This window comes from Vibrio sp. OPT20, from assembly GCF_963889365.1.
In the GTDB taxonomy this organism is placed as follows: Bacteria; Pseudomonadota; Gammaproteobacteria; order Enterobacterales; family Vibrionaceae; genus Vibrio; species Vibrio splendidus.
In genome coordinates this window covers 118,780-144,030 of the sequence record NZ_CAWPOA010000075.1, presented here as the reverse complement: position 1 = coordinate 144,030, position 25,251 = coordinate 118,780, and the positions used below count along the sequence as shown (strand labels likewise).

At 45.5% G+C, this 25,251-nt stretch carries 23 protein-coding genes; 16 read left to right on the top strand and 7 right to left on the bottom strand.

Translation table 11 applies throughout. From position 1 onward, the window contains the following. Positions 1 to 69: 69 nt before the first annotated feature. Together gorA and AACR09_RS16950 are read right to left on the bottom strand one after the other, a co-directional pair. Entirely contained in the window at positions 70 to 1,425 is a 1,356-nt protein-coding gene (gene gorA, locus AACR09_RS16955; protein WP_004735546.1) for a glutathione-disulfide reductase, read from the bottom strand. 188 nt (positions 1,426 to 1,613) lie between these two features. After that, positions 1,614 to 2,468 (bottom strand): 23S rRNA (adenine(2030)-N(6))-methyltransferase RlmJ, encoded by an 855-nt coding sequence (locus AACR09_RS16950; RefSeq protein ID WP_029222664.1) that lies wholly within the window; start codon positions 2,466 to 2,468, stop codon positions 1,614 to 1,616. A gap of 279 nt (positions 2,469 to 2,747) precedes the next feature. Between AACR09_RS16950 and prlC the strand changes: the two genes are divergently transcribed. Beyond that, on the top strand, positions 2,748 to 4,790 hold the full coding sequence (prlC, locus tag AACR09_RS16945; protein WP_017081711.1) for an oligopeptidase A: 2,043 nt from the start codon (positions 2,748 to 2,750) through the stop codon (positions 4,788 to 4,790). Between the two features lie 151 nt (positions 4,791 to 4,941). On the opposite strand, the gene asnC is transcribed toward prlC, so the two are convergent. After that, the gene (asnC, locus tag AACR09_RS16940) at positions 4,942 to 5,406 is read right to left on the bottom strand and encodes a transcriptional regulator AsnC (protein ID WP_004735550.1); all 465 of its coding nucleotides are present in this window, start codon (positions 5,404 to 5,406) and stop codon (positions 4,942 to 4,944) included. Positions 5,407 to 5,532: 126 nt separating this feature from the next. On the opposite strand from asnC, the gene AACR09_RS16935 reads away from it, so the two are divergent. The 3 genes from AACR09_RS16935 to AACR09_RS16925 all read left to right on the top strand — a co-directional run bounded on the left by AACR09_RS16935 (position 5,533) and on the right by AACR09_RS16925 (position 10,344). Continuing rightward, positions 5,533 to 8,655: an EAL domain-containing protein gene (locus AACR09_RS16935; protein ID WP_193834455.1), complete on the top strand. Its 3,123-nt coding sequence runs from the start codon at positions 5,533 to 5,535 to the stop codon at positions 8,653 to 8,655. A gap of 172 nt (positions 8,656 to 8,827) precedes the next feature. Continuing rightward, positions 8,828 to 9,607: a class I SAM-dependent methyltransferase gene (locus tag AACR09_RS16930; RefSeq protein ID WP_017081709.1), complete on the top strand. Its 780-nt coding sequence runs from the start codon at positions 8,828 to 8,830 to the stop codon at positions 9,605 to 9,607. Positions 9,608 to 9,768: 161 nt separating this feature from the next. Continuing rightward, positions 9,769 to 10,344: a hypothetical protein gene (locus AACR09_RS16925; RefSeq protein WP_102449147.1), complete on the top strand. Its 576-nt coding sequence runs from the start codon at positions 9,769 to 9,771 to the stop codon at positions 10,342 to 10,344. A 147-nt stretch (positions 10,345 to 10,491) separates the two neighbouring features. On the opposite strand, the gene AACR09_RS16920 is transcribed toward AACR09_RS16925, so the two are convergent. Together AACR09_RS16920 and uspA are read right to left on the bottom strand one after the other, a co-directional pair. Further along, positions 10,492 to 11,370 (bottom strand): carboxylate/amino acid/amine transporter, encoded by an 879-nt coding sequence (locus AACR09_RS16920; protein ID WP_004735554.1) that lies wholly within the window; start codon positions 11,368 to 11,370, stop codon positions 10,492 to 10,494. A 52-nt stretch (positions 11,371 to 11,422) separates the two neighbouring features. Beyond that, positions 11,423 to 11,857 carry a universal stress protein UspA gene (uspA, locus tag AACR09_RS16915; protein ID WP_004735555.1) on the bottom strand — a complete coding sequence of 145 codons (435 nt, stop codon included), beginning with the start codon at positions 11,855 to 11,857 and terminating at the stop codon, positions 11,423 to 11,425. Positions 11,858 to 12,046: 189 nt separating this feature from the next. Here uspA and ftnA point away from each other — a divergent pair, with 189 nt between their 5' ends. The 3 genes from ftnA (at position 12,047) to AACR09_RS16900 (ending at position 14,410) form a co-directional block, all read left to right on the top strand. Continuing rightward, positions 12,047 to 12,574 (top strand): non-heme ferritin, encoded by a 528-nt coding sequence (gene ftnA, locus AACR09_RS16910; protein ID WP_004735556.1) that lies wholly within the window; start codon positions 12,047 to 12,049, stop codon positions 12,572 to 12,574. A 68-nt stretch (positions 12,575 to 12,642) separates the two neighbouring features. Beyond that, positions 12,643 to 12,966, top strand: coding sequence for a universal stress protein UspB (gene uspB / locus AACR09_RS16905; protein ID WP_004735557.1), 324 nt, complete (start codon positions 12,643 to 12,645; stop codon positions 12,964 to 12,966). 250 nt (positions 12,967 to 13,216) lie between these two features. Beyond that, on the top strand, positions 13,217 to 14,410 hold the full coding sequence (locus AACR09_RS16900; RefSeq protein WP_017094892.1) for a BaiN/RdsA family NAD(P)/FAD-dependent oxidoreductase: 1,194 nt from the start codon (positions 13,217 to 13,219) through the stop codon (positions 14,408 to 14,410). A 168-nt stretch (positions 14,411 to 14,578) separates the two neighbouring features. On the opposite strand, the gene AACR09_RS16895 is transcribed toward AACR09_RS16900, so the two are convergent. Continuing rightward, positions 14,579 to 15,472, bottom strand: a complete 894-nt coding sequence (locus AACR09_RS16895; protein ID WP_004735560.1) for a DMT family transporter — start codon at positions 15,470 to 15,472, stop codon at positions 14,579 to 14,581. A 138-nt stretch (positions 15,473 to 15,610) separates the two neighbouring features. Between AACR09_RS16895 and rmuC the strand changes: the two genes are divergently transcribed. The 7 genes from rmuC to tatC all read left to right on the top strand — a co-directional run bounded on the left by rmuC (position 15,611) and on the right by tatC (position 21,941). Next, positions 15,611 to 17,143: a DNA recombination protein RmuC gene (rmuC, locus tag AACR09_RS16890; protein ID WP_004735561.1), complete on the top strand. Its 1,533-nt coding sequence runs from the start codon at positions 15,611 to 15,613 to the stop codon at positions 17,141 to 17,143. Positions 17,144 to 17,208: 65 nt separating this feature from the next. Continuing rightward, positions 17,209 to 17,988 (top strand): bifunctional demethylmenaquinone methyltransferase/2-methoxy-6-polyprenyl-1,4-benzoquinol methylase UbiE, encoded by a 780-nt coding sequence (gene ubiE, locus AACR09_RS16885; RefSeq protein WP_026012235.1) that lies wholly within the window; start codon positions 17,209 to 17,211, stop codon positions 17,986 to 17,988. 98 nt (positions 17,989 to 18,086) lie between these two features. After that, positions 18,087 to 18,692 (top strand): ubiquinone biosynthesis accessory factor UbiJ, encoded by a 606-nt coding sequence (locus AACR09_RS16880; RefSeq protein WP_017086336.1) that lies wholly within the window; start codon positions 18,087 to 18,089, stop codon positions 18,690 to 18,692. After that, positions 18,689 to 20,323, top strand: coding sequence for a ubiquinone biosynthesis regulatory protein kinase UbiB (ubiB, locus tag AACR09_RS16875; RefSeq protein WP_017079346.1), 1,635 nt, complete (start codon positions 18,689 to 18,691; stop codon positions 20,321 to 20,323). Before AACR09_RS16880 ends, ubiB begins: the two co-directional genes overlap by 4 nt. A 54-nt stretch (positions 20,324 to 20,377) precedes the next feature. Further along, entirely contained in the window at positions 20,378 to 20,632 is a 255-nt protein-coding gene (gene tatA / locus AACR09_RS16870) for a Sec-independent protein translocase subunit TatA (RefSeq protein ID WP_004735565.1), read from the top strand. Between the two features lie 3 nt (positions 20,633 to 20,635). Next, positions 20,636 to 21,043 carry a Sec-independent protein translocase protein TatB gene (gene tatB / locus AACR09_RS16865; RefSeq protein ID WP_004735566.1) on the top strand — a complete coding sequence of 136 codons (408 nt, stop codon included), beginning with the start codon at positions 20,636 to 20,638 and terminating at the stop codon, positions 21,041 to 21,043. 142 nt (positions 21,044 to 21,185) lie between these two features. After that, positions 21,186 to 21,941: a twin-arginine translocase subunit TatC gene (gene tatC, locus AACR09_RS16860; RefSeq protein ID WP_004735567.1), complete on the top strand. Its 756-nt coding sequence runs from the start codon at positions 21,186 to 21,188 to the stop codon at positions 21,939 to 21,941. 364 nt (positions 21,942 to 22,305) lie between these two features. On the opposite strand, the gene AACR09_RS16855 is transcribed toward tatC, so the two are convergent. Next, positions 22,306 to 23,067, bottom strand: a complete 762-nt coding sequence (locus AACR09_RS16855) for a TatD family hydrolase (RefSeq protein ID WP_017079345.1) — start codon at positions 23,065 to 23,067, stop codon at positions 22,306 to 22,308. Positions 23,068 to 23,274: 207 nt separating this feature from the next. On the opposite strand from AACR09_RS16855, the gene hemB reads away from it, so the two are divergent. Both hemB and AACR09_RS16845 read left to right on the top strand, forming a co-directional pair. Then, a complete protein-coding gene (gene hemB / locus AACR09_RS16850; RefSeq protein WP_004735569.1) occupies positions 23,275 to 24,318 on the top strand; it encodes a porphobilinogen synthase in 1,044 nt (347 codons plus the stop codon). Positions 24,319 to 24,396: 78 nt separating this feature from the next. After that, positions 24,397 to 24,831, top strand: a complete 435-nt coding sequence (locus tag AACR09_RS16845; RefSeq protein WP_193834449.1) for a GNAT family N-acetyltransferase — start codon at positions 24,397 to 24,399, stop codon at positions 24,829 to 24,831. Positions 24,832 to 25,251 lie beyond the last annotated feature (420 nt).

The following is a 25,251-nucleotide window of genomic DNA, read 5'->3' as shown; positions in this document are numbered from 1 at the left end:
AAGGTTCAAGAGGGAGCATAAAAAAAGCAGGCCTAAGCCTGCTTCTTTCTTCAATCTTATGATTTGCGATTAACGCATCGTCACAAATTCTTCGCTGCCAGTTGGGTGAATCGCCACAACAGAGTCGAAATCTGCTTTGGTTGCGCCCATCTTCATTGCAACGCCGAAGCCTTGAATCATTTCATCAACAGTGAAACCGATGCCGTGTAGGCCAACTACAGTCTCTTCTTCGCCAGCACATACTAGCTTCATTTTACAAGGTTGACGGTGCTGAGTGACTGCAGTGTACATTGCAGTAAAACCAGACGTGTATACCTTGATGTTGTCTTTGCCGTATTGCTCTTCAGCTTCTTGAGTCGTTAGACCAATAGTGCCGATAGGTGGGTGGCTGAATACAACAGTAGGAACGAGCGTGTAGTCCATTTTTGCGTTTGTTTGACCGTTGAATAGACGCTCAGAAAGCTGACGACCGGCTTTAACAGCAACAGGTGTTAGTTCGATACCGCCTTCCATGATGTCGCCAACACAGTAGATGCCAGGAACGTTGGTTGCTTGGAATTCGTCTACTTTGATGTAGCCACGGTCGTTCGTTGCAACGCCAGTTGATGCTAGGTTGATAGCGTCAGTGGCTGGGTGGCGACCGATAGCCCAAATTAGGTGATCAACGTTTTGAGTGTTGCCGTTCTCTAGGTGCAGAGTCAGCGTGCCATCTGCTTCTTTCACTACTTCTTTAGGAACAGAGTGCGTGTGAAGTGTTGGACCTTCCGCTTCCATTACTTCAACCAGTGTTTCAACAATCATTGGGTCGAAGCTGCGAAGTGGTGACTCTTTACGACAGAACAAGTGTGTCTCTGTGCCAAGTGCACTTAGTACGCCTGCGATTTCTACTGCGATGTAGCCTGCGCCGATTACAGCAACACGCTTAGGTTGCTCCATCAGGTCGAAGAAACCGTTTGAGTCGATACCGTGCTCTGCGCCAGGGATGTTTGGAATGGTTGGACGACCACCCACTGCGATCAGGATGTGATCCGCTGTGTAGTGTTCGCCGTTAACTTCAACGGTCTTCTCATCGACAAACTTAGCAAAGCCTTTGATTACGTTTATTTTGTTGTTACCAAGAACACGATCGTAAGATTGGTGGATACGACCAATGTACGCTTGACGGTTTTCAACCAGTTTGCCCCAGTTGAAGCCTTTTACGTCAACGTCGAAGCCGTAGTCTTTTGAATATAGGTTGATTGCTTCAGCAACTTGAGCACCGTGCCACATAACCTTTTTAGGAACACAACCAACGTTTACACAAGTACCACCAAGGTCTTGAGCTTCGATAAGTGCAACTTTTGCACCGTGCATTGCTGCGCGGTTAGCTGATGCGATGCCGCCTGAACCGCCGCCGATACAGATGTAATCAAAATGAGTCGCCATTACTTTCTCCATTTATTGAAGGTTGTGGGTACAGTGAGCGCACTGAACACCTACGTCCTATAGATTCTTAAATTGTCTAATTATTATATTGAGGGCAGATCGGTTGAACTCAATCTCCCTGTTTAAAATTTATTCGTGTACGTCACAGTCTGCTGAGTATTCGTCAGACGATGACGTTAAGTTCGAGATTACTCGGGTACGATCCACTCTACTTTGAAGTGACCGGTTGCCGGCGCAATTGCTTCCTTCAAGAATGGAAGAATTTCGTTCATTTGGCTTTCTAGCTTCCAAGGTGGGTTGATAACAATCATGCCTGATGCGGTCATACCACGCTCGTTGGTGTCTGGTGATACGCCAAGTTCGATTTGTAGAATTTTGTTGATGCCTAAGCCTTCAAGTCCTTCGATCATATCTTCGATATCACAGCGATTTACCACTGGGTACCAAATTGCGTAGATACCAGTTGCCCAGCGTTTATGGCTCTGAGCAATCGCAGTCACAACATCTCGATACTCTTTTGCCAGCTCATAAGGCGGGTCGATAAGCACCAAACCACGACGTTCTTTAGGTGGCAGGCTGCCTTTTAGGCGTTGGAAGCCATCTTCTTTGTAGATAGACACCTGACGATCGCGGTGGAACTCTTGCTCAAGCAGAGGGTGGTCTGCAGGGTGAAGTTCGGTTAATACCATGCGGTCTTGGTCACGCAGGTGCGCGCGTGCAACACGTGGTGAGCCCGGGTAGAAACGCAGTTTTTCGCCATTGTTGAGTGCAGAGATAGACTCAAGGTAGCTTTGAATGTCTTCAGGAAGATCTTGTTGCCCCGCTTCACTTGCAGACCATAGACGTGCAATACCTTGTTTGTATTCGCCCGTTTTTTCAGACCATTCATGCGTTAAGTCGTAACGACCTACACCAGAGTGAGTGTCATGATAAACAAAAGGCTTATCCTTCTGTTTCAAAGAATTAAGAATAAGGCTCTGTACGATATGCTTTACTACGTCGGCATGGTTGCCCGCGTGGAAGCTGTGGCGATAACTTAACAAATTAAACTCTCGTAACACTCTCGAATTAGAGTGTGGTTAGTGTAGGTGGGGTTAGTTTGACTATTATAACCCCCAATGGACCATAAATTCTCGAACAATTCAGGAACAGTCGCTAGCAATATGCAGTTAGTTATTGGTTCTACTATTGAAATTTGCCTTGTTGGGCACTATCTAATAACTATTCGCAGGTGATTTTTTAGGGCGACCCTGAGCCTGATGACTGTAAGACGACCTCATTACAAAAAAGACGAAAGTCTCTAAAGCCAAAGGAATGTTTATATGTCTAATCCGCTATTAACCTTCACGGACTTACCTCCGTTTTCACAGATCAAACCTGAGCACGTTAAGCCAGCGGTTGAGCAAGTGATTGAAGAGTGTCGCAACAAGATAGAACAAGTACTTGAAGGTAATACTTCACCAAGCTGGGACAACCTCGTTGCTCCAATTGATGAAGTGGATGATCGTTTAGGCCGTATTTGGTCACCTGTAAGCCATATGAATTCTGTGATGAACAGCGACGAACTGCGTGACGCTTATGAGAGCTGCCTGCCTGTACTTTCTGAGTACGGCACGTGGGTCGGTCAACACAAAGGTTTGTTCGAAGCGTATAAAGCGATCAAGGCGAGCGAAGCATTCTCGGCATTAAACCAAGCTCAACAAAAAACCATCACTGACGCACTGCGTGACTTTGAATTGTCAGGCATTGGCTTACCCGCGGACGAACAGCATCGCTACGGTGAGATCAGCAAGCGCCAGTCTGAGCTAGGTTCTCAATTCTCAAATAACGTGCTTGATGCAACCATGGGTTGGAGCAAGCAGATCACAGACGTCGCTGAACTGGCCGGTATGCCTGAATCAGCACTGGCGGCAGCACAAGCCGCGGCAGAAGCTAAAGAGCAAGAAGGTTACCTACTGACTCTGGATATCCCATCATACCTGCCTGTGATGACCTACTGTGATAACCAAGATCTACGCAAAGAGCTTTACGAAGCTTACGTAACGCGTGCTTCTGACCGTGGTCCAAATGCTGGCAAGTGGGACAACACTGAGATCATCACTGAACAACTTAAGCTGCGTCACGAGATCGCACGCATGCTTGGCTTTAGCACTTACAGCGAAAAATCTCTGTCGACTAAGATGGCAGAAACGCCAGACCAAGTACTTGGTTTCCTTAACGACCTAGCAGTAAAAGCCAAACCGCAAGGTGAGCGCGAAGTAGAAGAGCTACGTCAGTTTGCTGAGAAAGAGTTTGGTGTCTCTGAGCTAAACCTGTGGGATATCGCTTACTACAGCGAGAAACAAAAACAGAACCTGTTCGAGATCTCTGATGAAGAGCTTCGTCCATACTTCCCTGAGTCGAACGCGGTTTCTGGTTTGTTCGAAGTACTAAACCGTGTGTTTGGTATGTCGGTGACTGAGCGTGAAGGCGTGGATACATGGCATGATTCAGTGCGCTTCTTCGACATCTTTGATGCGACAGGCACATTGCGCGGTAGCTTCTACCTAGATCTATACGCACGTGAACACAAACGTGGCGGAGCTTGGATGGATGACTGTCGTGGTCGTCGCATCACTCAATCTGGCGAGCTACAAACGCCTGTTGCTTACCTAACGTGTAACTTCAACAAGCCAGTCGGTGATAAGCCTGCGTTATTTACTCACGATGAAGTGGTGACCTTATTCCACGAATTCGGCCACGGTATCCACCATATGTTAACGCAAGTTGATGCGGGTGCGGTTTCTGGTATCAATGGCGTGCCTTGGGACGCGGTTGAGTTGCCAAGTCAGTTCCTAGAGAACTGGTGTTGGGAAGAGGAGGCGTTGTCGTTCATCTCTGGTCATTTCGAAACTGGTGAAGCGTTACCGAAAGAGATGCTAGAGAAGATGCTAGCGGCGAAGAACTTCCAGTCAGCGATGTTTATCCTACGTCAGCTAGAGCTTGGCCTGTTCGATTTCACGCTGCACACAGAGTACGACCCTGAAGTCGGTGCTCGCGTACTAGAAACACTAGCCGACGTGAAGTCTAAGGTATCGGTATTGCCAAGCCTTGATTGGAACCGCTTCTCGCACAGCTTTGGGCACATCTTTGCTGGTGGTTACAGTGCAGGCTATTACAGCTACCTGTGGGCAGAAGTATTGTCTGCAGATGCGTTCTCGGCATTTGAAGAAGAAGGTATCTTCAATACTGAAACCGGTAATCGCTTCTTGAACAACATTCTTGAGATGGGGGGCAGCGAAGAGCCAATGGAGCTGTTTAAACGCTTCCGTGGTCGTGAGCCTCAAATCGACGCGATGCTGCGTCATGCGGGTATTCAAGCTTAGGTTTATGATTCCTTATATTGCTAGCTGCATAGCTTGTATTAGGTAACAGAGCTTAGATTCTAGACGACATAAGCTAGATAGATTAAAGGCTGAACATTGCGTTCAGCCTTTTCTTTTTGGGGCACCCCAAAGAATCTAGTTCGTATGTGAGCTAGGGATTCACATTGCGATTGATAGGGTTTTGCAATGAAATCAATGTCTCTGTCGATTGAACTTCGTCAATCGCCTGCAATTTATCAATCAGTACGAACTGCAGCTCTTCGATCGACTTACACATCAGCTTTACAAAAATATTGTAAGCACCGGTGGTGTAGTACGCCTCGACCACTTCATCTAAAGCATTCAGCTTCGCAATGGCCGAGTGGTAGTCGCGGGCTGCGTTAAGGTTAATACCAATAAAGCAGCACACGTCGTAACCTAGCTTTTTGGTGTTTACCACAACTTCTGTTCGCTCAATAATGTCTGCTGATCTCATCTTTTCGATGCGAACGTGAATCGTCGCAGGGCTGACATCGAACTGCTTTGCCATTTCAGCATAAGGAGTACGTGCATCTTCCATCAAAGTTTTGAGAATGGCACGGTCTAGATCATCTAGACGAGCTGTAGTTGTGGACATGCATAATCCTTAGATTGAATGAAAAACATACCGGCTTGAGTACACATCATAGCCAAGGGTGATAATATTAGCAGTAACTATAGGGTTAGGGTGAATTCAGTGCGATTTTCGTTATTTTTTATTGTGATGTGTTGGAGTGTTTTTGCTTCAGCTCAGGCAAAAGATGTGTTGGTTATTCACTCTTATCATCAAGGCTTTTTTTGGACGGATGATTTCCATAAAGGGCTGGCTGAAGAACTCGATCGAGATGGGTTGTCTTACCGGGTTGTTTATCTCGATACCAAGCGAACTCAAAACGCTGAATACTTAGAGCGAATTTATCAGCTATACCGCACCAAGCTGTCGCATGAAGAGTTTGCCGCTGTAGTCGTCAGTGATAATAACGCCCTCAACCTGATGAAACGCTTAGCGCCCGAACTCAATGGAACGCCTGTTATTTTTGGCGGCATCAACAATTTCTCTCCACAGATGATTGAAGGCTTGCACGCAACCGGTATCACTGAAGATATTGATATGGCGAGCAATATTGAGCTGATCAATCGACTTCAATCGACGGTTAAAAAAGTTTACGTGGTTACCGATCACTCGGTAACGGGTGAAGCTATTCGCGCTCAAGTGGATCTCTTCCTACAAAAACGTCCTGAGTTTTCTGGGCTGGTGGAGCAATATACGCCTGATTCTTATCAAGAACTGATGACGTTCGCGCAACGCGCTGATCTAACCAAAAGCTTGTTGTTCTGGGCCTACTACCGCGACATCAATGGTCGTGTCAGCAGCAAAGAAGACTGGCGTCAGCTCAACAAAAAAACTCAGATGCCATTGTATATTGTGCATGATTTAGGACTTGGGTTTGGTGCGATTGGTGGCGTGATCCACAGTGGAGAAACGCAAGGACGAGACACTGGGCGAGTGCTACTGAATGTGCTCGCTAATCCGGATAAACCGCTGCCCCAAGTGGTTGCTGGCGCGCCAGAAATCAAACTCGATTACCAACAAATATCTCGTTGGGATTTGGGCGCAGAGAATGAAGCGGCGGTGACTTTTCTCAACAAGCCTAAGTCATTTTTAGTGCGCTACCGAGATGAAATTCGCACCATAGGTTTGCTGTTTTTGGTTATGTCGTGTGTCATCGCAACCTTGGTGTATTACCTCAATCGCCTTAAGAAAAGTGAGCGTACCAGCCGACAAAGCCAACTGTTATTGGAGTCGATATTCGACCAAAGTCTGCAGTTCATGGGGATCATTGATAAGGGCGGTGTATTGCTGTCGAGTAACAGTAAACTGCATGAGCTGCTTTATAACCAAGGCTATAAATTGGGAACACCTCTTCAAAGCCACCAACACTGGGAAGACTCAGCAAGGCAGGAACTGAAGGAATACTTTATCTCGAGCGATGAACACCAGATTTTGCGATTTGAAGCTGAGGTGTGGTGTCGTGATCGTGGTGCGATGGTGTTGGATATCTCTTTAAAGCCTATGCCGGGCAGTGAAGAGGATGATGTTCAGTTCTTATTTGAAGCTCGTGATGTTACCTCGGGTAAGCTCGCGGAGAATAAGTTGTTTCAGCGTGAAGCGAATCTCAAGCTGTATTACGACAAACAACCCGTGATGATGATTACGCTTGATGGCAATAATCGCATTCAACAAGTGAACCAGTTTGCTGAGCAGTTACTAGGCTACCCGTTAGATCAGCTACTAGGTCATCGTCCTAGAGAGTTCTATGTCGATGAAAACTCAATGATCCCGCGTCATATCTTATTGCAACCACAACATAAGATTCGTGGCGTATGGCGTCGTGATATTGAATATCGCCATGCTAATGGCAGCACCATCTGGATTCGTGAAAATATTCGCCCGCTGGTTGAGTCTGATCAGCTGTTGATTGTTGGAGAAGACATTACCGAAACTCGTGAGTTGTCGGAAAAGCTAGAATATCAAGCTCGTTATGACTTGCTGACGGACACGTTTAACCGTAATCACTTTGAGCAAGAGCTGCAAAAGGCGCTCAAAGAGGTTGAGAGCCACATGCGAACTCACGCGATGTTGTTCTTGGATTTAGATCAACTTAAGGTCTTGAACGATACAGCGGGGCATGAAGCGGGAGATGCCGCAATCATGTTTAGTGCCAAGCTGCTGGAAGAGGTACTGCCATACAATGCCGTGTTAGCGCGGATGGGTGGTGACGAATTTGCAGTATTAATGAAAGACTGTACTGAGCGAGATGCGGTGAATGTGTGTCGCAGTATTATCTCGACGATGAGTGAGAACCCATTCTTGTGGGGTGATATTCGCCTTAATCTTACCAGCTCTATTGGTATCCGATTGATTGACCATACTGCAGCCTCACCACAGATGGTACATGCTCAGGCCGATGCTGCTTGCCATGCTGCTAAAGAGGAAGGGCGTAACCGTTACAACCTTTACCATCAAGATGATGAAGACCTGCGTCGTCGTCACCTAGAGATGGAATGCGTCAATCTAGTGCATGAGGCTTTGGCTAACGATCGCTTAGAGTTGTTTGCTCAGCGCATTCTTGGCCTAGATAAAAACAGCGAGAAAATGCACTTCGAAATATTGGTTCGCATCAAGAATATCCACGGTGAATACATCTCCCCGGGGATTTTCCTGCCAGCCTCAGAGCGCTATAACATCGCGCATTTGATTGACCGCCGAGTCGTGAGCCAAACGCTCGCTTGGTTGGAACATCGACCAAAGGTGATAGATGAACTTGGAATGTGCTCTATCAATTTGTCTGGTCACTCGATGGGTAATCGTGAGTTTGTAGAGTTCTTGATTGAGAGCTTGAGAGACTCGTCGATACCGTGCCATAAAATCTGTTTAGAGATCACCGAAACGGCTGCGATGAGTAACATGAAGCAGGCGATCAAGTTCTTTACTCGAATCAAAGAGCTTGGCTGTATGATTGCACTGGATGACTTTGGCTCTGGATTATCGTCGTTTGGTTACTTAAAGAAACTGCCGGTCGACATCGTGAAGATCGATGGCTTGTTTGTGCGTGATATTGCTGTCAACGAGATGGACCATGTGATGGTTCGCTCGATCAATGATTTAGCTAAGCAGATGGGTAAACACACGGTGGCTGAGTTTGTTGAAAATACCCAGATAATCGACAAGCTGATCGAACTTGGTGTGAACTACGCACAGGGTTACATCATAGGCCGACCTAAACCACTTGCTGAGCTCGTTGAAGAGTTACAAAAAGAGCGAACGTTAGAGTTCTTGGATTAATTGAACCAAGCTGCACGATGAGTATTCTTTAGCACTAGCAGTGCTAATCGTTTGTAGTGCTAATAGCTTTCAGATCTACTAATAGTTTGCACCGCTAATATGTATTGTTGAGGCAATCAGGTAAACTGGTTGCCTCTTTTGTTTTGAATACTACTGTCTGTTGGAGACGACCTTGCAACTACAACTGATTTGCGAAGATGCTACCCAAATCGATCATTTAAATGACTTAGCGACCCGTTGGAATTTATCTCATGATGAAAACAGCGATTTTGCTTTGGTACTGACTTGCGAGCGACTTGAGCTACGTAAAGTCGATGAACCGAAGCTTGGTGCTATCTTTGTTGATTTAGTCGGAGGCGCAGTCGGTCACAGACGTAAGTTTGGTGGTGGTAAAGGTCAGGCAATTGCTAAGGCAGCTGGTCTAAACAAAGGCGCAACACCAACTATCTTAGATGGCACCGCTGGTTTAGGGCGTGATGCGTTTGTGTTGGCGTCGTTGGGCTGTAAAGTACAGATGGTCGAGCGTCACCCTGTTGTGGCTGCACTGCTTGATGATGGCTTGCAGCGAGCTCAGCAAGACCCTGACATCGGTGGTTGGGTAACTGAACGTATGAAGTTGATTCACGCTTCAAGTCACGATGCGTTAGATAAACTCAGCAACGATCCAAATTTCGAACAGCCTGATGTGGTGTACCTAGACCCAATGTACCCACATCCTGAGAACAAGAAGAAATCGGCGTTGGTTAAGAAAGAGATGCGTGTATTCCAATCATTGGTGGGTGCCGATATGGATGCAGATGCTCTATTGCAACCAGCCCTTAAACTCGCATCTAAGCGAGTTGTGGTCAAAAGACCGGATTACGCAGCATGGTTAGATGAGCAAAAACCGAGCATGGCGATCGAAACTAAAAAGAACCGTTTTGATGTGTATGTGAAAGCATCAATGACCTAGGTAAAATATTAATTACTCAGTTAAAGCATCAATAACTTAGAGACACGCTAAGAAAATTTTCCGTCATAAATACGATAAATCACTATTTAACACTTGCGATAGTCGCGTTACGGATGTATATCTAACTAAGAATCATTATTATTCTTAGCTGGAGTTGTAGCATGGCTAAACGCTTTTGTAAGTTAAACCGTCGAGATATCACCGAACACTTGGGAGAAATCCACAGTTTGGTTACTGAACCGAAGTTCGTGTGCCGCTCTTGTGCGCGCTCATCGTCGGATCAAGCGAATCTATGCAAACCAACAGCCATCCCACCGATTGATTGTCAGAATAAACCCGCTGAAGAAAAAGTCGCGTGTGGTCTACTTGCTGAAACATTGCCAACTCCAGAAGTTTCTCTTATCGAGGTAATGGACAGCGTTGAGCCAACGGTACAAATCTTTGATCCTGCTATCGTAGAAAAAGCGGATAAAGTCGCGTTGAAAAAAGCCAAGCTGAAAAAATTGGTGGCGAAGGCGAGCGGCGATGAGAAAGCTGAACTCAAACAAGCGAAGAAAGCGGCGAAGAAACAAGAGAAGTACAACAAAAAGCTAGCGAAGATGATTAAGAAGCAGCAAAAGCTGTTCAAGAAAAGCCAAAAATTGGAAAGTGACCTTGAACGCATCAACCTACAACTTGATGACGTTGCCTTCACTGAAAGCAAGACTCAGGTGGTGAGCCACAATCACATCCACTGAAGTTAATTCGAAGAGCTTATTGCTACACAGATGATTTAAAAAGAGCGACCTACGGTCGCTCTTTTGCTTTCTGGGTATTATTTTAAATAAGAATCTTGCTAGTCAAACAAAGCTTATTAGTTAAATACAGCTTGTTAGCTTAACGCGCTAGGCATTGCTAGCATCTCTCGCAACACGCTTCTTCACCCACGTCTCATTGACGAACAAAGAGAACAAGATAACGGCACCACCAATAGACAATCGAACCAAATCGACATCTCTGTTCCAAATCAGGATGTTCACCACAAGGCCAGCTGGAACTAAGACATTGTTCATCACAGCCAGTGCGCCAGCATTGACCATGCACGCGCCTTTATTCCACATAAAGTAACCCAGCCCCGAAGCAATCAAGCCAAGGTAGATCAGGATTCCCCATTGAAGAGTAGTGGTTGGCAGCTTCTCTGGATTGCCCAGTAGCATGAAAGCAACGGAAGCGACGCATAACGCCCCTAAGTAGAAGTAACCAAATACGGTTCGCTGAGGTAATTCAGTCGATTCCTTCTCCATCACCACCTTGTAACTCACCTGACCGATAGCAAAGCACAGGTTCGCGCCTTGCACGACGAGGAAGCCAACTAAAAAGTTCTCATTGATGCCCGCAAATTTAATGAATACCGCGCCCAATACCGCAATTGCCGCCGTTACTAAGTACCACGGAGAGAATTGCCCTTTGAGGAAATCATAAATAAGCGTGACGTAAATTGGGGTAAAAACGGTAAACAAAAGGACTTCAGGAACGGATAGCAGCAAGAAAGACTGATAGTAGAAGCAGTACATTAAGCCAAGCTGGATGCCACCAATGGCCATCAATTTGGCGATCAGCTTACGCGAGACGCCACGGAACTTAAGGAAAGGAAGAAACACGATACCTGCAAGGGCAACACGCATCAGTACAGAGAACCAAGCATCAACCTGACCAGCAAGGTAAACGCCGATCAGGCTAAAGGAGAAGGCCCATAGGAGGGTAACACCAGCTAAATAGCTCATAGTAAAACTTCGTTAATAAGATATGAGCTGTATGTTACCTAACCTTAATTCATTAGTCTTCTGAATCTCTTAGAGGCACGACCAGCATATCAACCGGAGAGGCGTTGATCAGTTGTCGTGTTGAAGAAAGTAGCTTGCTCCAGAAATCTTGATGGTGACCACAAACCACCAAATCAACATTAAACTCGTTGATGGTGTCACACAGCTCATGACTCAAATCGCCACTGCCCACTAAGGTATGGGTGATTGGGTATTGAGCATGCTCAGCAAAATTTTGCAGCTGAACTCGAGATGCTTCCATCGCGTTATGTTGGGTTTCTGCCATGTTGATATCAATCAGGCCGGTATACAGCTCTGCGTAGTTAATATCGATATGGATAAAAGAGACTTTGGCTTCCAATGGCTTAGCCAATGCTACCGCTTTATCCACAATTAATTTGCTGTCTTCTGATAAATCGACCGCGACCAAAATATGTTTGTAACTCATATCGCTACCTCCTTTATTCATTGTCTGATTTAAGATTAGCACTATGCGATGGCTTTTTTTGCTGAAGTGATCTCATATCCACTGTCTTGCGTAATGACAGCTCGAAATATTGGTTAACTAATGGCCTGCGAGATATTCATTAAATAGTGATATAGTAGAGAAAATTGAGGATGTAATTAGGAGTCTTAAATGCTGTCAAAAACTATGGTTGAGCAACTGAATGATCAAATTAACCTAGAATTTTTCTCATCCAATCTATACTTACAAATGAGTGCTTGGTGTGAAGACAAAGGATTTGAAGGTGCAGCAGAGTTTCTGCGTGTTCATGCAGTAGAAGAAATGGAACATATGCAGCGTCTTTTCACTTACGTAAGTGAAACAGGTGCAATGCCAATTCTAGGTGCGATTGAAGCGCCAAAACATGAATTTGATAGCCTTGGTGCTGTGTTCCGTGAAACTTACGAACATGAGCAGATGATTACTCAAAAGATCAACAAACTGGCTCACGTTGCTTTCAGCACACAAGATTACTCAACCTTTAACTTCCTGCAATGGTACGTTGCAGAGCAACACGAAGAAGAGAAGTTGTTTAAAGGTGTATTGGATAAGCTAGAGCTTGTTGGTGAAGACGGTAAAGCACTGTTCTTTATTGATAAAGACCTAGCGCAATTGGCAAAAGATGGTTCATCTTCAATTATGGAAGCTCCTGCCGTTTAGGTAGTACGGGAAAGACACTGATTATCTTTTTCTTTTGAGTTTTCTTATGAAGATGTAGGGAGGAAAGGATGATCAGCGGCGACACTATTCTATTTGCACTAATGGTTGTGACTTGCGTGAACTGGGCGCGATATTTTACTGCGCTAAGAACACTCATTTATATAATGCGAGAAGCACATCCTCTACTTTATCAACAAGTAGACGGAGGTGGATTCTTCACAACTCATGGCAATATGACCAAACAGGTTCGCTTGTTTAGTTACATCAAAAGCAAAGAATATCACCATCACCACGACGAAGTGTTTATGTCGAAGTGTGATCGCGTAAGACAGTTGTTTATACTTTCTTCCGCTCTGCTGGGTGTAACGTTGCTGTCTTCTTTCATCGTCTAAGTTATTTAGTACGTGTGAAGTAGAGTTTAGGTTTTGGTGTAAAGCTTCGGTTGTTGGTTCGCTAAGCCAAGTAGTGGTTTTGCTGCTGTCTGCAAATTGTACAATTGAACATCAATTGCAAAGTTTAAAATTGCCGCTAGAATAGCGAGCAATTAGTAAGGATGTGCTGTTTATGCACATCCTTTTTTATTGATGGCATTTCGAGAACAGGGCGTACTCGAGGTGCAAAAGTGAAGAAAGCAGAACCCCAATGAGTGAAAAGTTTGATGTAATCGTAATTGGTGCGGGCGCCGCGGGCTTAATGTGTGCTGCGGAAGCGGGTAAACGTGGCCGACGAGTGCTGGTGGTTGATCATGCAAAGAAACCAGGCAGAAAAATTTTAATCTCAGGTGGCGGCCGTTGTAACTTCACTAACTATGATGTTTCAGCCAACAACTTCCTATGTAACAACCCTCACTTCGTGAAGTCAGCTTTATCTCAATACACCAACTGGGATTTTATCTCGATGGTGAGCAAGTACGGTATTGAGTTCGAAGAGCGAGACCACGGCCAGTTGTTCTGTGTGAATGACCATACCGCAAAAGACATTGTGAGTATGCTGCTTGAAGAGTGTAAGCAGGCGAAAGTTGAACAGCGCTACCGTTGTGATGTTCACTCAATCGAAAAAACAGACGCTGGCTTTAAGATGCACCTTAATACCGACGAAGTTGAGTGTGACTCACTTGTCGTGGCGACGGGCGGTTTATCGATGCCGAAACTAGGCGCGACGCCATTTGGCTATAAGATTGCTGAGCAGTTTGGTTTGTCTGTGATGCCGACTACTGCGGGTTTGGTGCCATTTACTCTGCATAAAGAAGACAAAGAAGCCTTTGCTGAGCTTTCAGGAATCGCGATTCCTGCCGAGATCACCGCGCAAGACGGCACTTTATTCAAAGAAGCGCTGTTGTTTACTCACCGCGGCCTATCTGGCCCTTCGGTATTGCAAATTTCTTCGTTCTGGAAAGCGGGTCAATCGGTTTCTATTAATCTAGTACCAGAAGTGGACGTTGCTGAACTACTTGAAAACTCTCGAGAGAAACACCCAAATCAGAGCCTGAAAAACACCTTAGCGAAAGCATTACCAAAGCGTTTTGTAGAAGTACTGATTGACCGCAAAGAGCTTGAAGACAAGCCGCTCAAGCAGTTCAATGAAAAACAGCTGAATGACATTGTAGAGCATTTAGAGAACTGGAAAATAGCGCCAAACGGCACGGAAGGTTACCGAACGGCCGAAGTGACTCTAGGCGGTGTGGACACCAATCATCTATCTTCAAAAACCATGGAATGTAAGGACATCAAAGGTTTGTACTTCATTGGCGAAGTGATGGACGTAACAGGTTGGTTAGGTGGCTACAACTTCCAATGGTGCTGGAGCTCAGGCTTCGCAGCAGGCCAGTGGGTTTAAGCTTTGAGCTTATCCATTAGATTTTCAATTACATAAAAATGGCGAGTCATATGACTCGCCATTTTTGTATCTATAAGCGGTAATCTAGCTCTAGATTCGAATTTATCGATAGCTTTTCGTGCTCAATCGAATCTTTTGGCTCATTTACTCATTTACTCATTTACTCAGTCACGCAGGTTTGTTTTTTGAAAACTTGACCTGTTGAATCACCAAGCCGGCAATGATCAGTACCAAGCCAAACAGGGTCGCTGGGTGAATCTCTTCGCCGATAATAGTGGAAAGTAGCATCAACGAGATAAACGGCGACGCAAAAATCAGATTGCTGATACGCGCTGTGTTGTTGGTCAGCTTGAGTGCTGATAACCACAAGACAAAGGTAATGCCCATCTCAAACAGGCCAACATAAGTCACCGCCATCCAGCCTTTCGCTGTGATTTGACTAAAGCTCTCGCCTTCGTAAAGGGTTAAACCGATCGCGAAGGGCAATGCCACTAAGAAACCAAGCAATACGCCAATCACAGGGTCAGCCTTGTTTTTGGTGTTTAGAATCCAGTATCCCGCCCAAAGCAAGGTTGAAAGTAGCGCCAGAGCCACACCGAGTGGACTATCGAACTGCATTCCTAGCACATCGCCTTTGGTGGCAATGACCACCACACCGGCATAACTGAAGGTACAAGCAATCCAATCTTGCTTACGAATCTTTTGTCCGAGAAAAACCGCCGCCATCAAGGTTAGCGTGATTGCCCAACTGTAGTTGATGGCCTGCGCTTGAGATGCAGGCAATAGGTCGTATGCTTTGAATAGAATCAGGTAGTAGGCCAGTGGATTGACCAAGCCGAGCAGTAGGTAATACCAAGGGTTTGAAAGAAACGTAGTACTCAGCTGAGAAAGCTTGCCTTGAAAGGCGCAGATGGCGATCAGTGCCATTGATGACACTATGCTGGCAATGGTCAGCATTTGAATCGGCGAAAACTCAGCAAGGGTCAGCTTAAAAGCAGTAGCAACTGTTGACCACAGTAATACCGCGGAAAGGCCAAAGCCCAAGGCACGACGTTCGTTCATAGCAACTCATTCTAATTTGATGGGACAGAATACGGAGCGCCTAGTCTATCTGTCGAAATTTAATACGGCAAACTGGACATTTATCCAGTATCAAAATACCATTTAATGAGTTACTTCCAATTAGGCTAAATCATTATCATGCAATGGATTATCGAACATCAAGCACCGCTTATTGCTGCTATTTCTGGCGCTCTCGTCAGCGGCGGTGTGGTGGGTTGGTGGATCAAACAGAAGTTCTCTTTTCAACAGCGACTTCTTGAACAGCAGCTAGAGTCCGACCGTTTGCTGCATGAGTCTCAACAATCCCAGCTCAAATCCTCGCTCGCAGAGGCGCAACAAGAGCTTAATGAGTTGGATGATGACCGAGACAAAGCGGCATTCGAGCTCAAGCAAGCCCATGGCAAGGTGATGGCCGCGATGGAAAAGCTGCGCTACTTTGAGGCGGTCAAGCAAGAGCGCCAACAGTATGCCGATGATATCAATGTTCTTAAGGAGCATAAGTCTGAGTTAGAGGCTGAGCTTAGAGAGCAAGAGGCAAGACATGACCAAGAAAACCTCGCCAACAGTGAAAAGCTGCAACTGCTAGAACAAGCAGAATCTCGACTTAAGCAGCAGTTTGAACTGTTAGCGAATCAACTGTTTGAGAGCAAAACCGCTAAGGTCGATCAACAAAACAAGCAAAGCTTAGAGGGTTTGTTGTCGCCGTTGAAAGAGCAACTAGAAGGCTTCAAGAAACAAGTGAACGACAGCTTTAGCCAAGAAGCCAAAGAGCGTCACACCTTAGTACATGAGCTTAAAAACCTGCAACGTCTTAATGAGAGCATGACTCGTGAAGCGGTTAATCTGACCCAAGCACTAAAGGGCGATAATAAACAGCAGGGTAACTGGGGCGAAGTGGTACTGGCACGGGTGCTGGCAGAATCAGGGCTGCGCGAAGGTCATGAATACCAAACTCAAGTGAACCTGCAAAACGATGCGGGCAAGCGTTACCAGCCTGATGTGATTGTGCATCTGCCACAAGACAAGCAAGTGGTGGTGGATTCAAAAATGGCTTTGGTGGCGTTTGAGCGTTACTTCAATGCTGAAACTGATCAACAACGTGATGCTGCATTACGTGATCACTTGGCTTCATTGCGCGCGCACATTAAAGGCTTGAGCCAGAAGGATTATCATCAACTCAAAGGCATACAGAGCCTTGATTATGTGTTGATGTTTATTCCGGTAGAACCTGCGTTTCAGGTGGCGATTCAAGCCGACCCTAGCTTGGTTAAAGATGCGATGGAGCAAAACATTATCTTGGTTAGCCCAACCACCTTGCTGGTGGCACTGCGTACCATTGATAACTTGTGGCGCAACGATAGACAGAATCAGAACGCGCAAGTTATCGCGGAACGTGCGAGCAAGCTTTACGACAAATTACGCCTGTTCGTTGATGATATGGAAGGTCTTGGAAGCTCATTAGATAGAGCCAACCAAAGCTACCAAGGAGCAATGAATAAGCTAGTGACTGGGCGTGGCAACGTGATTCGTCAGGCAGAAAGCTTCAAGCAACTCGGTGTTGAGGTGAAGAAACCGATTTCGGTAGGCTTGGCTGAAATGGCTCAAAATGAGGCTTTTTCAGAAAATGTCTCTTTAGTAGAAAGACAACCTACTGAGGATAAAGTAAACTAATCGGCCGCAGCGCCTCTAAATAGAGAGTGTGCTGTCGATGAGAACTTACCATGGTAGATAACAGCATTATGGACACAAGCGTGCAGACAAATTCAGCAGTAGAGTCAGAAACCACACACTTTGGTTTCGAAACAGTCGCAAAAGACGAAAAAGTCGCGAAAGTAGCAGAGGTATTTCACTCTGTAGCCGCTAAATACGACATCATGAATGACTTAATGTCGGGTGGTGTTCACCGCTTGTGGAAGCGATTCACGATTGATTGCAGTGGCGTTCGCCCTGGTCAACGCATCCTAGATCTTGGTGGTGGTACTGGCGACCTGACTGCGAAATTCTCGCGTATCGTTGGTGAAAAAGGCCACGTGGTTCTTGCTGATATCAACAACTCAATGCTGAATGTTGGCCGCGATAAACTGCGTGATAGCGGTATTGTTGGCAACGTACATTACGTTCAAGCCAATGCTGAAGAGCTGCCTTTCCCAGATAACTACTTCGATTGCATTACCATCAGCTTCTGTCTGCGTAATGTTACCGACAAAGACCAAGCGCTGCGTTCAATGTACCGCGTGCTGAAGCCGGGCGGTCGTCTGTTGGTTCTTGAGTTTTCTAAGCCAGTACTTGAGCCTCTATCAAAGGTTTACGATGCCTACTCTTTCCACCTGTTGCCAAAAATGGGTGAGCTGATTGCCAACGACGCAGACAGCTATCGTTACCTAGCAGAATCTATCCGCATGCACCCGAACCAAGAAACCTTGGAAGGCATGATGCAAGAAGCGGGTTTTGAAAATACAAAATACTTCAACCTAACGGGCGGCATTGTTGCGCTGCACCGTGGTTACAAGTTCTAGTCGAACTTGGTAGCAGGCTCGTAGGGCGTGCTAAAAAATAAGAATAAAGACAGAACGGATAGGTTAACGCTTATCCGTTTTCAAAGGTAAGGACAGTCATGCCATTTGATCCATTGGTCACCGCGGTTATTGAAACCTCTTTAAATACTTTCGTGAACGATGATCCAGCCTTGGTTCGTCGTTTGTCTCGTTTAAAGGGGCAGATCATTCAAGTTAATTTGAAAGAGCTGAATAAAACTCTCACTTTCGTTTTTAGCCAACAAATCGATGTGTTGTCTGAATACGAAGGGCAACCTGATTGCTACCTATCTTTGAACCTATCGGTACTGCCTGAACTGCGTGAGCAATCGAACATCACCAAGCTGATCAAGCAAGATAAGCTGATCTTAGAGGGTGACATTCAACTCGCACAAAAATTCGCTCAGCTGATGACAGACTGCAAGCCGGACTTAGAAGAGTGGCTATCGCGCGTAACGGGTGATGTGGTTGCGCATACCGTGGTACAAGGCGTTAAAAACGTTGGTGGTTTTGTGGCGAAGCAAGCAACTAAGCATCAAAACCATGTTGCTCAGGTTCTGACAGAAGAGTGGAAGATTGCACCGGCTCCGTTAGAAGTGGTGCATTTTTGCGATCAGGTTGATGACGTAAAAAGCTCGGTAGCTCGCCTTGAAGCTAAGTTGAACGCTCTGTTGGAGAAAATATGACCCCAACAGAACTGAAACGTCTTTATCATATTATCAAGGTACAGTTAGAGTACGGCCTTGATGAATTGATGCCTGAGCACCATTTGACTAAAGCTCCTTTACTGGCGCGAAAGTCACTGTTTTGGCTTAAGAACAAGCATCAAGATAAAGAGTTGGGTCATCGCTTACGCCTTGCGCTGCAAGAACTTGGGCCAGTGTGGATCAAGTTTGGTCAAATGATGTCGACACGTCGTGATCTGTTCCCTCCTCATATCGCTGATCAATTGGCGTTATTGCAAGACCAAGTCGCTCCATTTGATGGCGCATTGGCCAAGCAAGATATGGAAAAGGCACTGGGTGGCAGTTTAGATAACTGGTTTACCGACTTTGATATCGAGCCATTGGCCTCTGCTTCTATCGCTCAGGTGCATACGGCAAAGCTTAAAGAGAGCGGCCGCGAGATTGTTCTGAAGGTAATTCGCCCTGATATTCGCCCGGTGATTGATGCAGATCTAAAACTGATGCACCGAATGGCGCGTATAGTCGCTAAGTCGCTTCCTGAAGCACGTCGTTTGAAACCGGTTGAGGTCGTTCACGAGTACGAAAAAACGTTAATTGATGAACTAGACCTGCGCCGAGAGGCAGCCAATGCCATTCAGCTGCGACGTAATTTTGAAGGCAGCGAAGAGCTGTATGTCCCAGAGGTTATCCCTGATTTAAGCAGTGAAACCTTGATGGTGTCAGAGCGAATCTATGGTATTCAGGTTTCCGATATTGAAACTCTAAACGCCAACGGCACCAACATGAAATTGTTGGCAGAACGTGGCGTGACGGTATTCTTCACTCAAGTATTCCGAGACAGCTTTTTCCATGCCGACATGCACCCGGGTAACGTATTCGTTAATCCAGAAAATCCGGATAACCCTCAGTGGATTGGTTTGGATTGTGGCATTGTTGGCACGCTCAACAGCGAAGATAAGCGTTATTTAGCAGAGAACCTGCTGGCCTTCTTCAATCGAGATTACCGTAAGGTCGCAGAGCTGCACGTGGATTCGGGTTGGGTGCCACACGACACCAACGTTAACGATTTCGAGTTCGCGATTCGCATGGTGTGTGAGCCAATTTTTGCAAAACCACTTGGCGAGATCTCATTTGGCCATGTGTTGCTAAACTTATTTAATACAGCAAGACGTTTCAACATGGAGGTTCAACCTCAGTTGGTGCTTCTTCAGAAGACCTTGTTGTATGTCGAAGGCCTAGGCCGTCAGCTGTATCCGCAACTTGATTTGTGGGCAACGGCGAAGCCTTTCCTTGAAACCTGGATGATGAATCAGGTGGGGCCGCAAGCTGTGATTAACGCAGTAAAAGAGCGTGCGCCATTCTGGGCAGAAAAACTGCCAGAGCTGCCAGAGCTACTTTATGACAGCTTGCGCCAAGGTAAAGCGATGAACCACAGAATGGATCAGCTTTATCAAGGTTACCGAGATAGTAAGCGTCAGCAAGCAACAGGAAAGTTTTTGTTTGGCGTTGGAGCTACTTTAGTCGTATGCTCCGCAATATTAGTTTCAAGCCCTTATGAGCAGCTATCTATGGGCTGTGGCATCGCAGGTGTCACATTTTGGCTGCTAAGTTGGCGAGCTTACCGTCGTTAGACAGTAGACTCCCTTAATATTTTTTATGTGTAGACAGACCCGAGGACAATGACAATGGGTGGTATCAGTATTTGGCAACTTCTAATCATTGCTGTGATTGTAATTTTACTTTTCGGAACGAAGAAACTGCGCGGCATGGGCGGTGACTTAGGTTCAGCGGTGAAAGGCTTCAAAAAAGCAATGAGCGATGAAGATAAGCCTGCAGATAAGAAAGACGCAGACTTTGAACCAAAGAACATTGAACAGCAGAAGAAAGAAGCTAGCGCTGAAACGACTGCTGAAACAAAGAAAGACAAAGAGCAGGCGTAAATCGTGTTTGATATCGGTTTTTGGGAACTGGTATTAATATCTGTCGTTGGGTTAGTCGTTTTAGGACCTGAGCGTTTACCTGTGGCGATTCGCAGTATTTCCAAGTTTGTTGGACAAGCGAAAAGCATGGCAAACAGTGTGAAAGATGAACTTTCTCACGAGCTTAAGGTGCAAGAGCTGCAAGAAAACCTACGCAAGGCGGAAAAAATGGGTATGGAAGATTTATCTCCAGACCTAAAAGCATCAGTTGATGAACTTAAGCAGGCCGCTGCTCAAGTTCAACGCCCGTATGCTAAGCCTGAGTCTGATAAGCCGAGTGAGACTGAACCTAGTGTCACGGAAACTGTGGAATCTGAAACCATTCAGGTCAACAGTGAAGCTTCAGCACCGTCAGATAAGAAAGCCGAATAGTCTCGCAAGGAGGAGTCGCCAGATACTTATGTAGTTATTTAAGTAGACAGCTATTTAAGTAAATAACTATTCAAGTGGATACCAATTCAACTGGATAGATACACGCGGCTCCTTTTCGATCTTCCTGTTTAAGAGGTTTGACATGTCTTCGACTGAGCAGACACAGCCTTTAATTAGCCATCTTCTAGAACTGCGTAATCGCCTATTGCGCGCGATTGTTGCTGTTCTGGTGGTGTTTGTTGGGCTAATTTATTTCGCTAATGATATTTATGAGTTCGTCTCTGCACCTTTGGTAGATCGCTTACCTGAAGGCGCGACGATGATCGCAACTGATGTAGCGTCACCATTTTTCACACCCTTAAAACTGACCTTGATCGCGTCTATATTCCTCGCGGTTCCGTTTATTTTGTATCAGGTGTGGGCTTTTGTCGCTCCGGGCTTATACAAGCATGAGAAGCGCTTGATCATGCCGTTATTGGCTTCAAGCTCATTGTTGTTTTACTGTGGTGTGGCGTTCGCTTACTTCATTGTATTCCCGTTGGTATTTGGCTTTTTTACCGCCATATCATTAGGGGGAGTAGAGTTCGCAACCGACATATCGAGTTATCTTGATTTTGTGCTCGCGCTGTTCTTTGCCTTTGGTATCGCTTTTGAAGTGCCAGTCGCCATTATCTTGCTATGTTGGACGGGTGCAACGACACCTAAAGAACTGGCAGAGAAGCGTCCTTACATTGTTGTAGGTGCGTTTATTGTCGGCATGATGCTAACGCCGCCTGATATGATTTCGCAGACACTGTTGGCGATTCCAATGTGTATTCTGTTTGAGATTGGTCTGTTCTTCGCGCGTTTCTATGTGCGTAAACCAGATGCGGATGAAGAGGAAGAAGCGGAGTCTTAATTCGCAGATGCCATGTTTGCAGATGCTATATTCGCAGATGCTATCAAAGCAGTAGTCATTACGGATGAGCATGATCGTTAGAGTTCTTCAGTAAAAATCACATAATAAAAAAGCGGCCCTAGGCCGCTTTTTTATTATGTCTGTTTATCGAATCTTTAACTGATAACCACAGTTCTGACATATATAGAGCTCTTTGATGCCCCAAATTTTATGCCATAGAGTTCGATGTTGACGTTGTAAGTGTTGTGAATGGTCACACATAATCAACTACCTCCATATGCAGGCGGTTGATAGTATACATATCACCTTGTTTTCTCAAATAAATTGAGGATAAATCCGTAATAATTACTTATTAATAGATTCATCATAGATTAAACAATGATTTAGCATTGATGGTGGTTATATTTTCGACTTCTTCAAGGGTAATTCCGCGTAATTCAGCGATGCGTTTTGCCACCAGTTCAGTGTACGCGGGCTCGTTGCGTTTACCGCGATTCGGTGTTGGTGCTAAGTATGGGCAATCTGTCTCTAGGATGACGTAATTCATATCAAGATGTGGAATCACCTTATCCATCCCCGAGTTCTTAAAGGTCGATACGCCGCCTAAACCTAAATGAAAGCCTAGCTCGTTGATCGCTTGGGCTTCCTCTAAGCTACTGCCAAAACAGTGGAATACGCCGCGTAAGCTGCCATCTTGCTCTTTACGAAGCAGAGCAAGTGTCTCTTCAATGGAATCACGAGTGTGGATCACCACAGGTAGATCGAGCTCTTTTGCCCATTGTAGTTGAGTCACGAAAGCCATCTCTTGTTCAGCCTTAAAGGTTTTATCCCAGTACAAGTCGATACCAATCTCACCCACCGCGATAAAGTCATGTTTATCAAACCAAGCTCGAATGGTTTTGAGGGTTTGCTCGATATTCGCATCCACATAACAAGGGTGTAAGCCCATCATTGAACGACACACCTCAGGAAACTGAGCTTCCGTCGCGAGCATTGGCTCGATAGATTCTAAATCGATGTTCGGCAGCAGAATGGTATCAATACCTTGAGCAAGCGCGCGTTGCACGACTTGTTCGCGGTCTTCATCGAATTCGCTCGCGTAAATATGGGCATGGGTGTCGATCATTGTTGTGTCCTGAAAGCGGTCTTTTCTGAGTTGTCATGAGTATACGGCAGTGTGAGGAGAAGGTCATTTTTTGCCATTTATCCCTGTTTTTGAGTGGGTTTTATATTTTACTGTTAGCGTCCTGAGCCATCAGTGATATGCTTTTGCCTGTATTTAGCACTTTCATATCTGAGCATTTTGGTGCTTAGACTAGGCAAGGAGAATCTAGTGTCTGTTTCAATTCAAGGTCAATTCCCAGGTCGTCGTATGCGCCGTATGCGTAAGCACGACTTTAGCCGTCGCCTAATGGCAGAAAATCAATTGTCTGTGGATGACCTCATCTACCCAATGTTTATTCTTATGGGTAAAGAGCGTCGTGAACCTGTCGAGTCAATGCCAGGTGTTGAACGCCTGTCTATCGATCTTATGCTTGAGGAAGCGGATTACCTGTCAAAATTGGGTGTTCCTGCGATTGCTCTGTTTCCAGTAGTGAACCAAGATGCTAAAAGTTTATGCGCGGCTGAAGCTCATAACTCAGAAGGTTTGGTACAACGAGCAGTACGCTTACTCAAAGAGCACGTGCCAAATATGGGTGTGATTACTGACGTAGCACTGGATCCGTTCACTACTCACGGTCAAGACGGCATCATCGATGAAGATGGTTACGTGATGAATGACGAGACGACTGAAGTCTTAATCAAGCAGGCACTATCACACGCTGAAGCGGGTGCTGATGTGGTTGCACCGTCAGACATGATGGATGGCCGTATTGGTAAAATCCGTGAAGCGTTAGAAGAAGCTGGCTACATTCATACTCAAATCATGGCGTACTCTGCAAAATATGCATCGTGCTACTACGGCCCATTCCGTGATGCAGTTGGCAGTGCTTCGAACCTGAAAGGTGGTAACAAGAAGAACTACCAGATGGATCCAGCCAACAGCGATGAAGCAATTCATGAAGTCGCGATGGATCTTAATGAAGGTGCGGACATGGTGATGGTGAAACCAGGCATGCCTTACCTTGATATTGTTCGTCGTGTTAAGCACGAACTGCAAGCGCCTACGTTTGCTTACCAAGTATCTGGTGAATACGCGATGCACAAAGCGGCGATTCAAAACGGCTGGCTGAAAGAGCGCGAAACCGTAATGGAATCACTGTTGTGCTTTAAGCGTGCTGGCGCTGATGGCATCCTGACGTATTTCGCTAAAGATGTCGCAGAGTGGCTTGCTGAAGATAACGCACAAGCTGCTGAACACTTGCAAGGCAAGTAAGTACGATCAAGTAAACCATATGATCACCAAAGGGTTGGCCGTTGTGCCAGCCCTTTTGTTTTATGAGGATGAAACAAGATGTCTGCCATTGTGCGTGAAGGCTCATTAGAAGAGGTTGTTTCTGTTGTTGAACAGATTACCGAGTTTGCCAGAAAAGAGAGTGTAGCGTCTTTATCGGAGCGACTAGCGGGTAAAACAAGCCTGATCCTCGTTGCTGAAGAGGCGGGTGTGTTACTGGGTTTTAAGATCGGTTATGAATTGGATGAAAACACGTTCTATGGCTGGTTTGGTGGCGTATCACCGCTCGCGAGGAACAAAGGCGTTGCACAGGCGCAATTAGACGCTCAAGAACAGTGGGCGCAAGAGCAGGGCTACAAGCAGTTAAAGGTTAAGTCTCGTAACCAGTTCCCTGCAATGTTGCGCCTGTTATTGAGAAACGGTTACCTAATCGAAAAATTTGAAGAAAAAGAAGACATTAATGCCCATAGAATTCATTTTTTGAAGAAAATTTGAGCACTGCGGTTAACGGTTTATAAATTAAATGAGATTTATTATCATTTAAGTGTTGACTATTAAATGAGAATCATTATTATTAACTTCGTCTTAGGGAATGAGGAAATGTTCACAAGGATGTTAAGTACTCAAGTATCTACTTGGTTACCCAACAGAATTCTCGCGAACTTGTACTAAGTTCTTTTTGACACGACATTGCTCACATTGCTTCCAGTGTAATTTATAGCTTTTAGGTAAAGCTGTGGTATTCAATTTGAATGGCTTTACCGGTTTTTGCTAGGCGACATCTTCGGGTGTCGCTTTTTTTATACCTCCATTTCAACAAGATGCATATTTAGTGGCACGTTTTTTTATGAATAAAACGCCATCAGCATTCTTTTCCACAATGCAAGATCGAGAAAAGATCGTTGATCATATGTT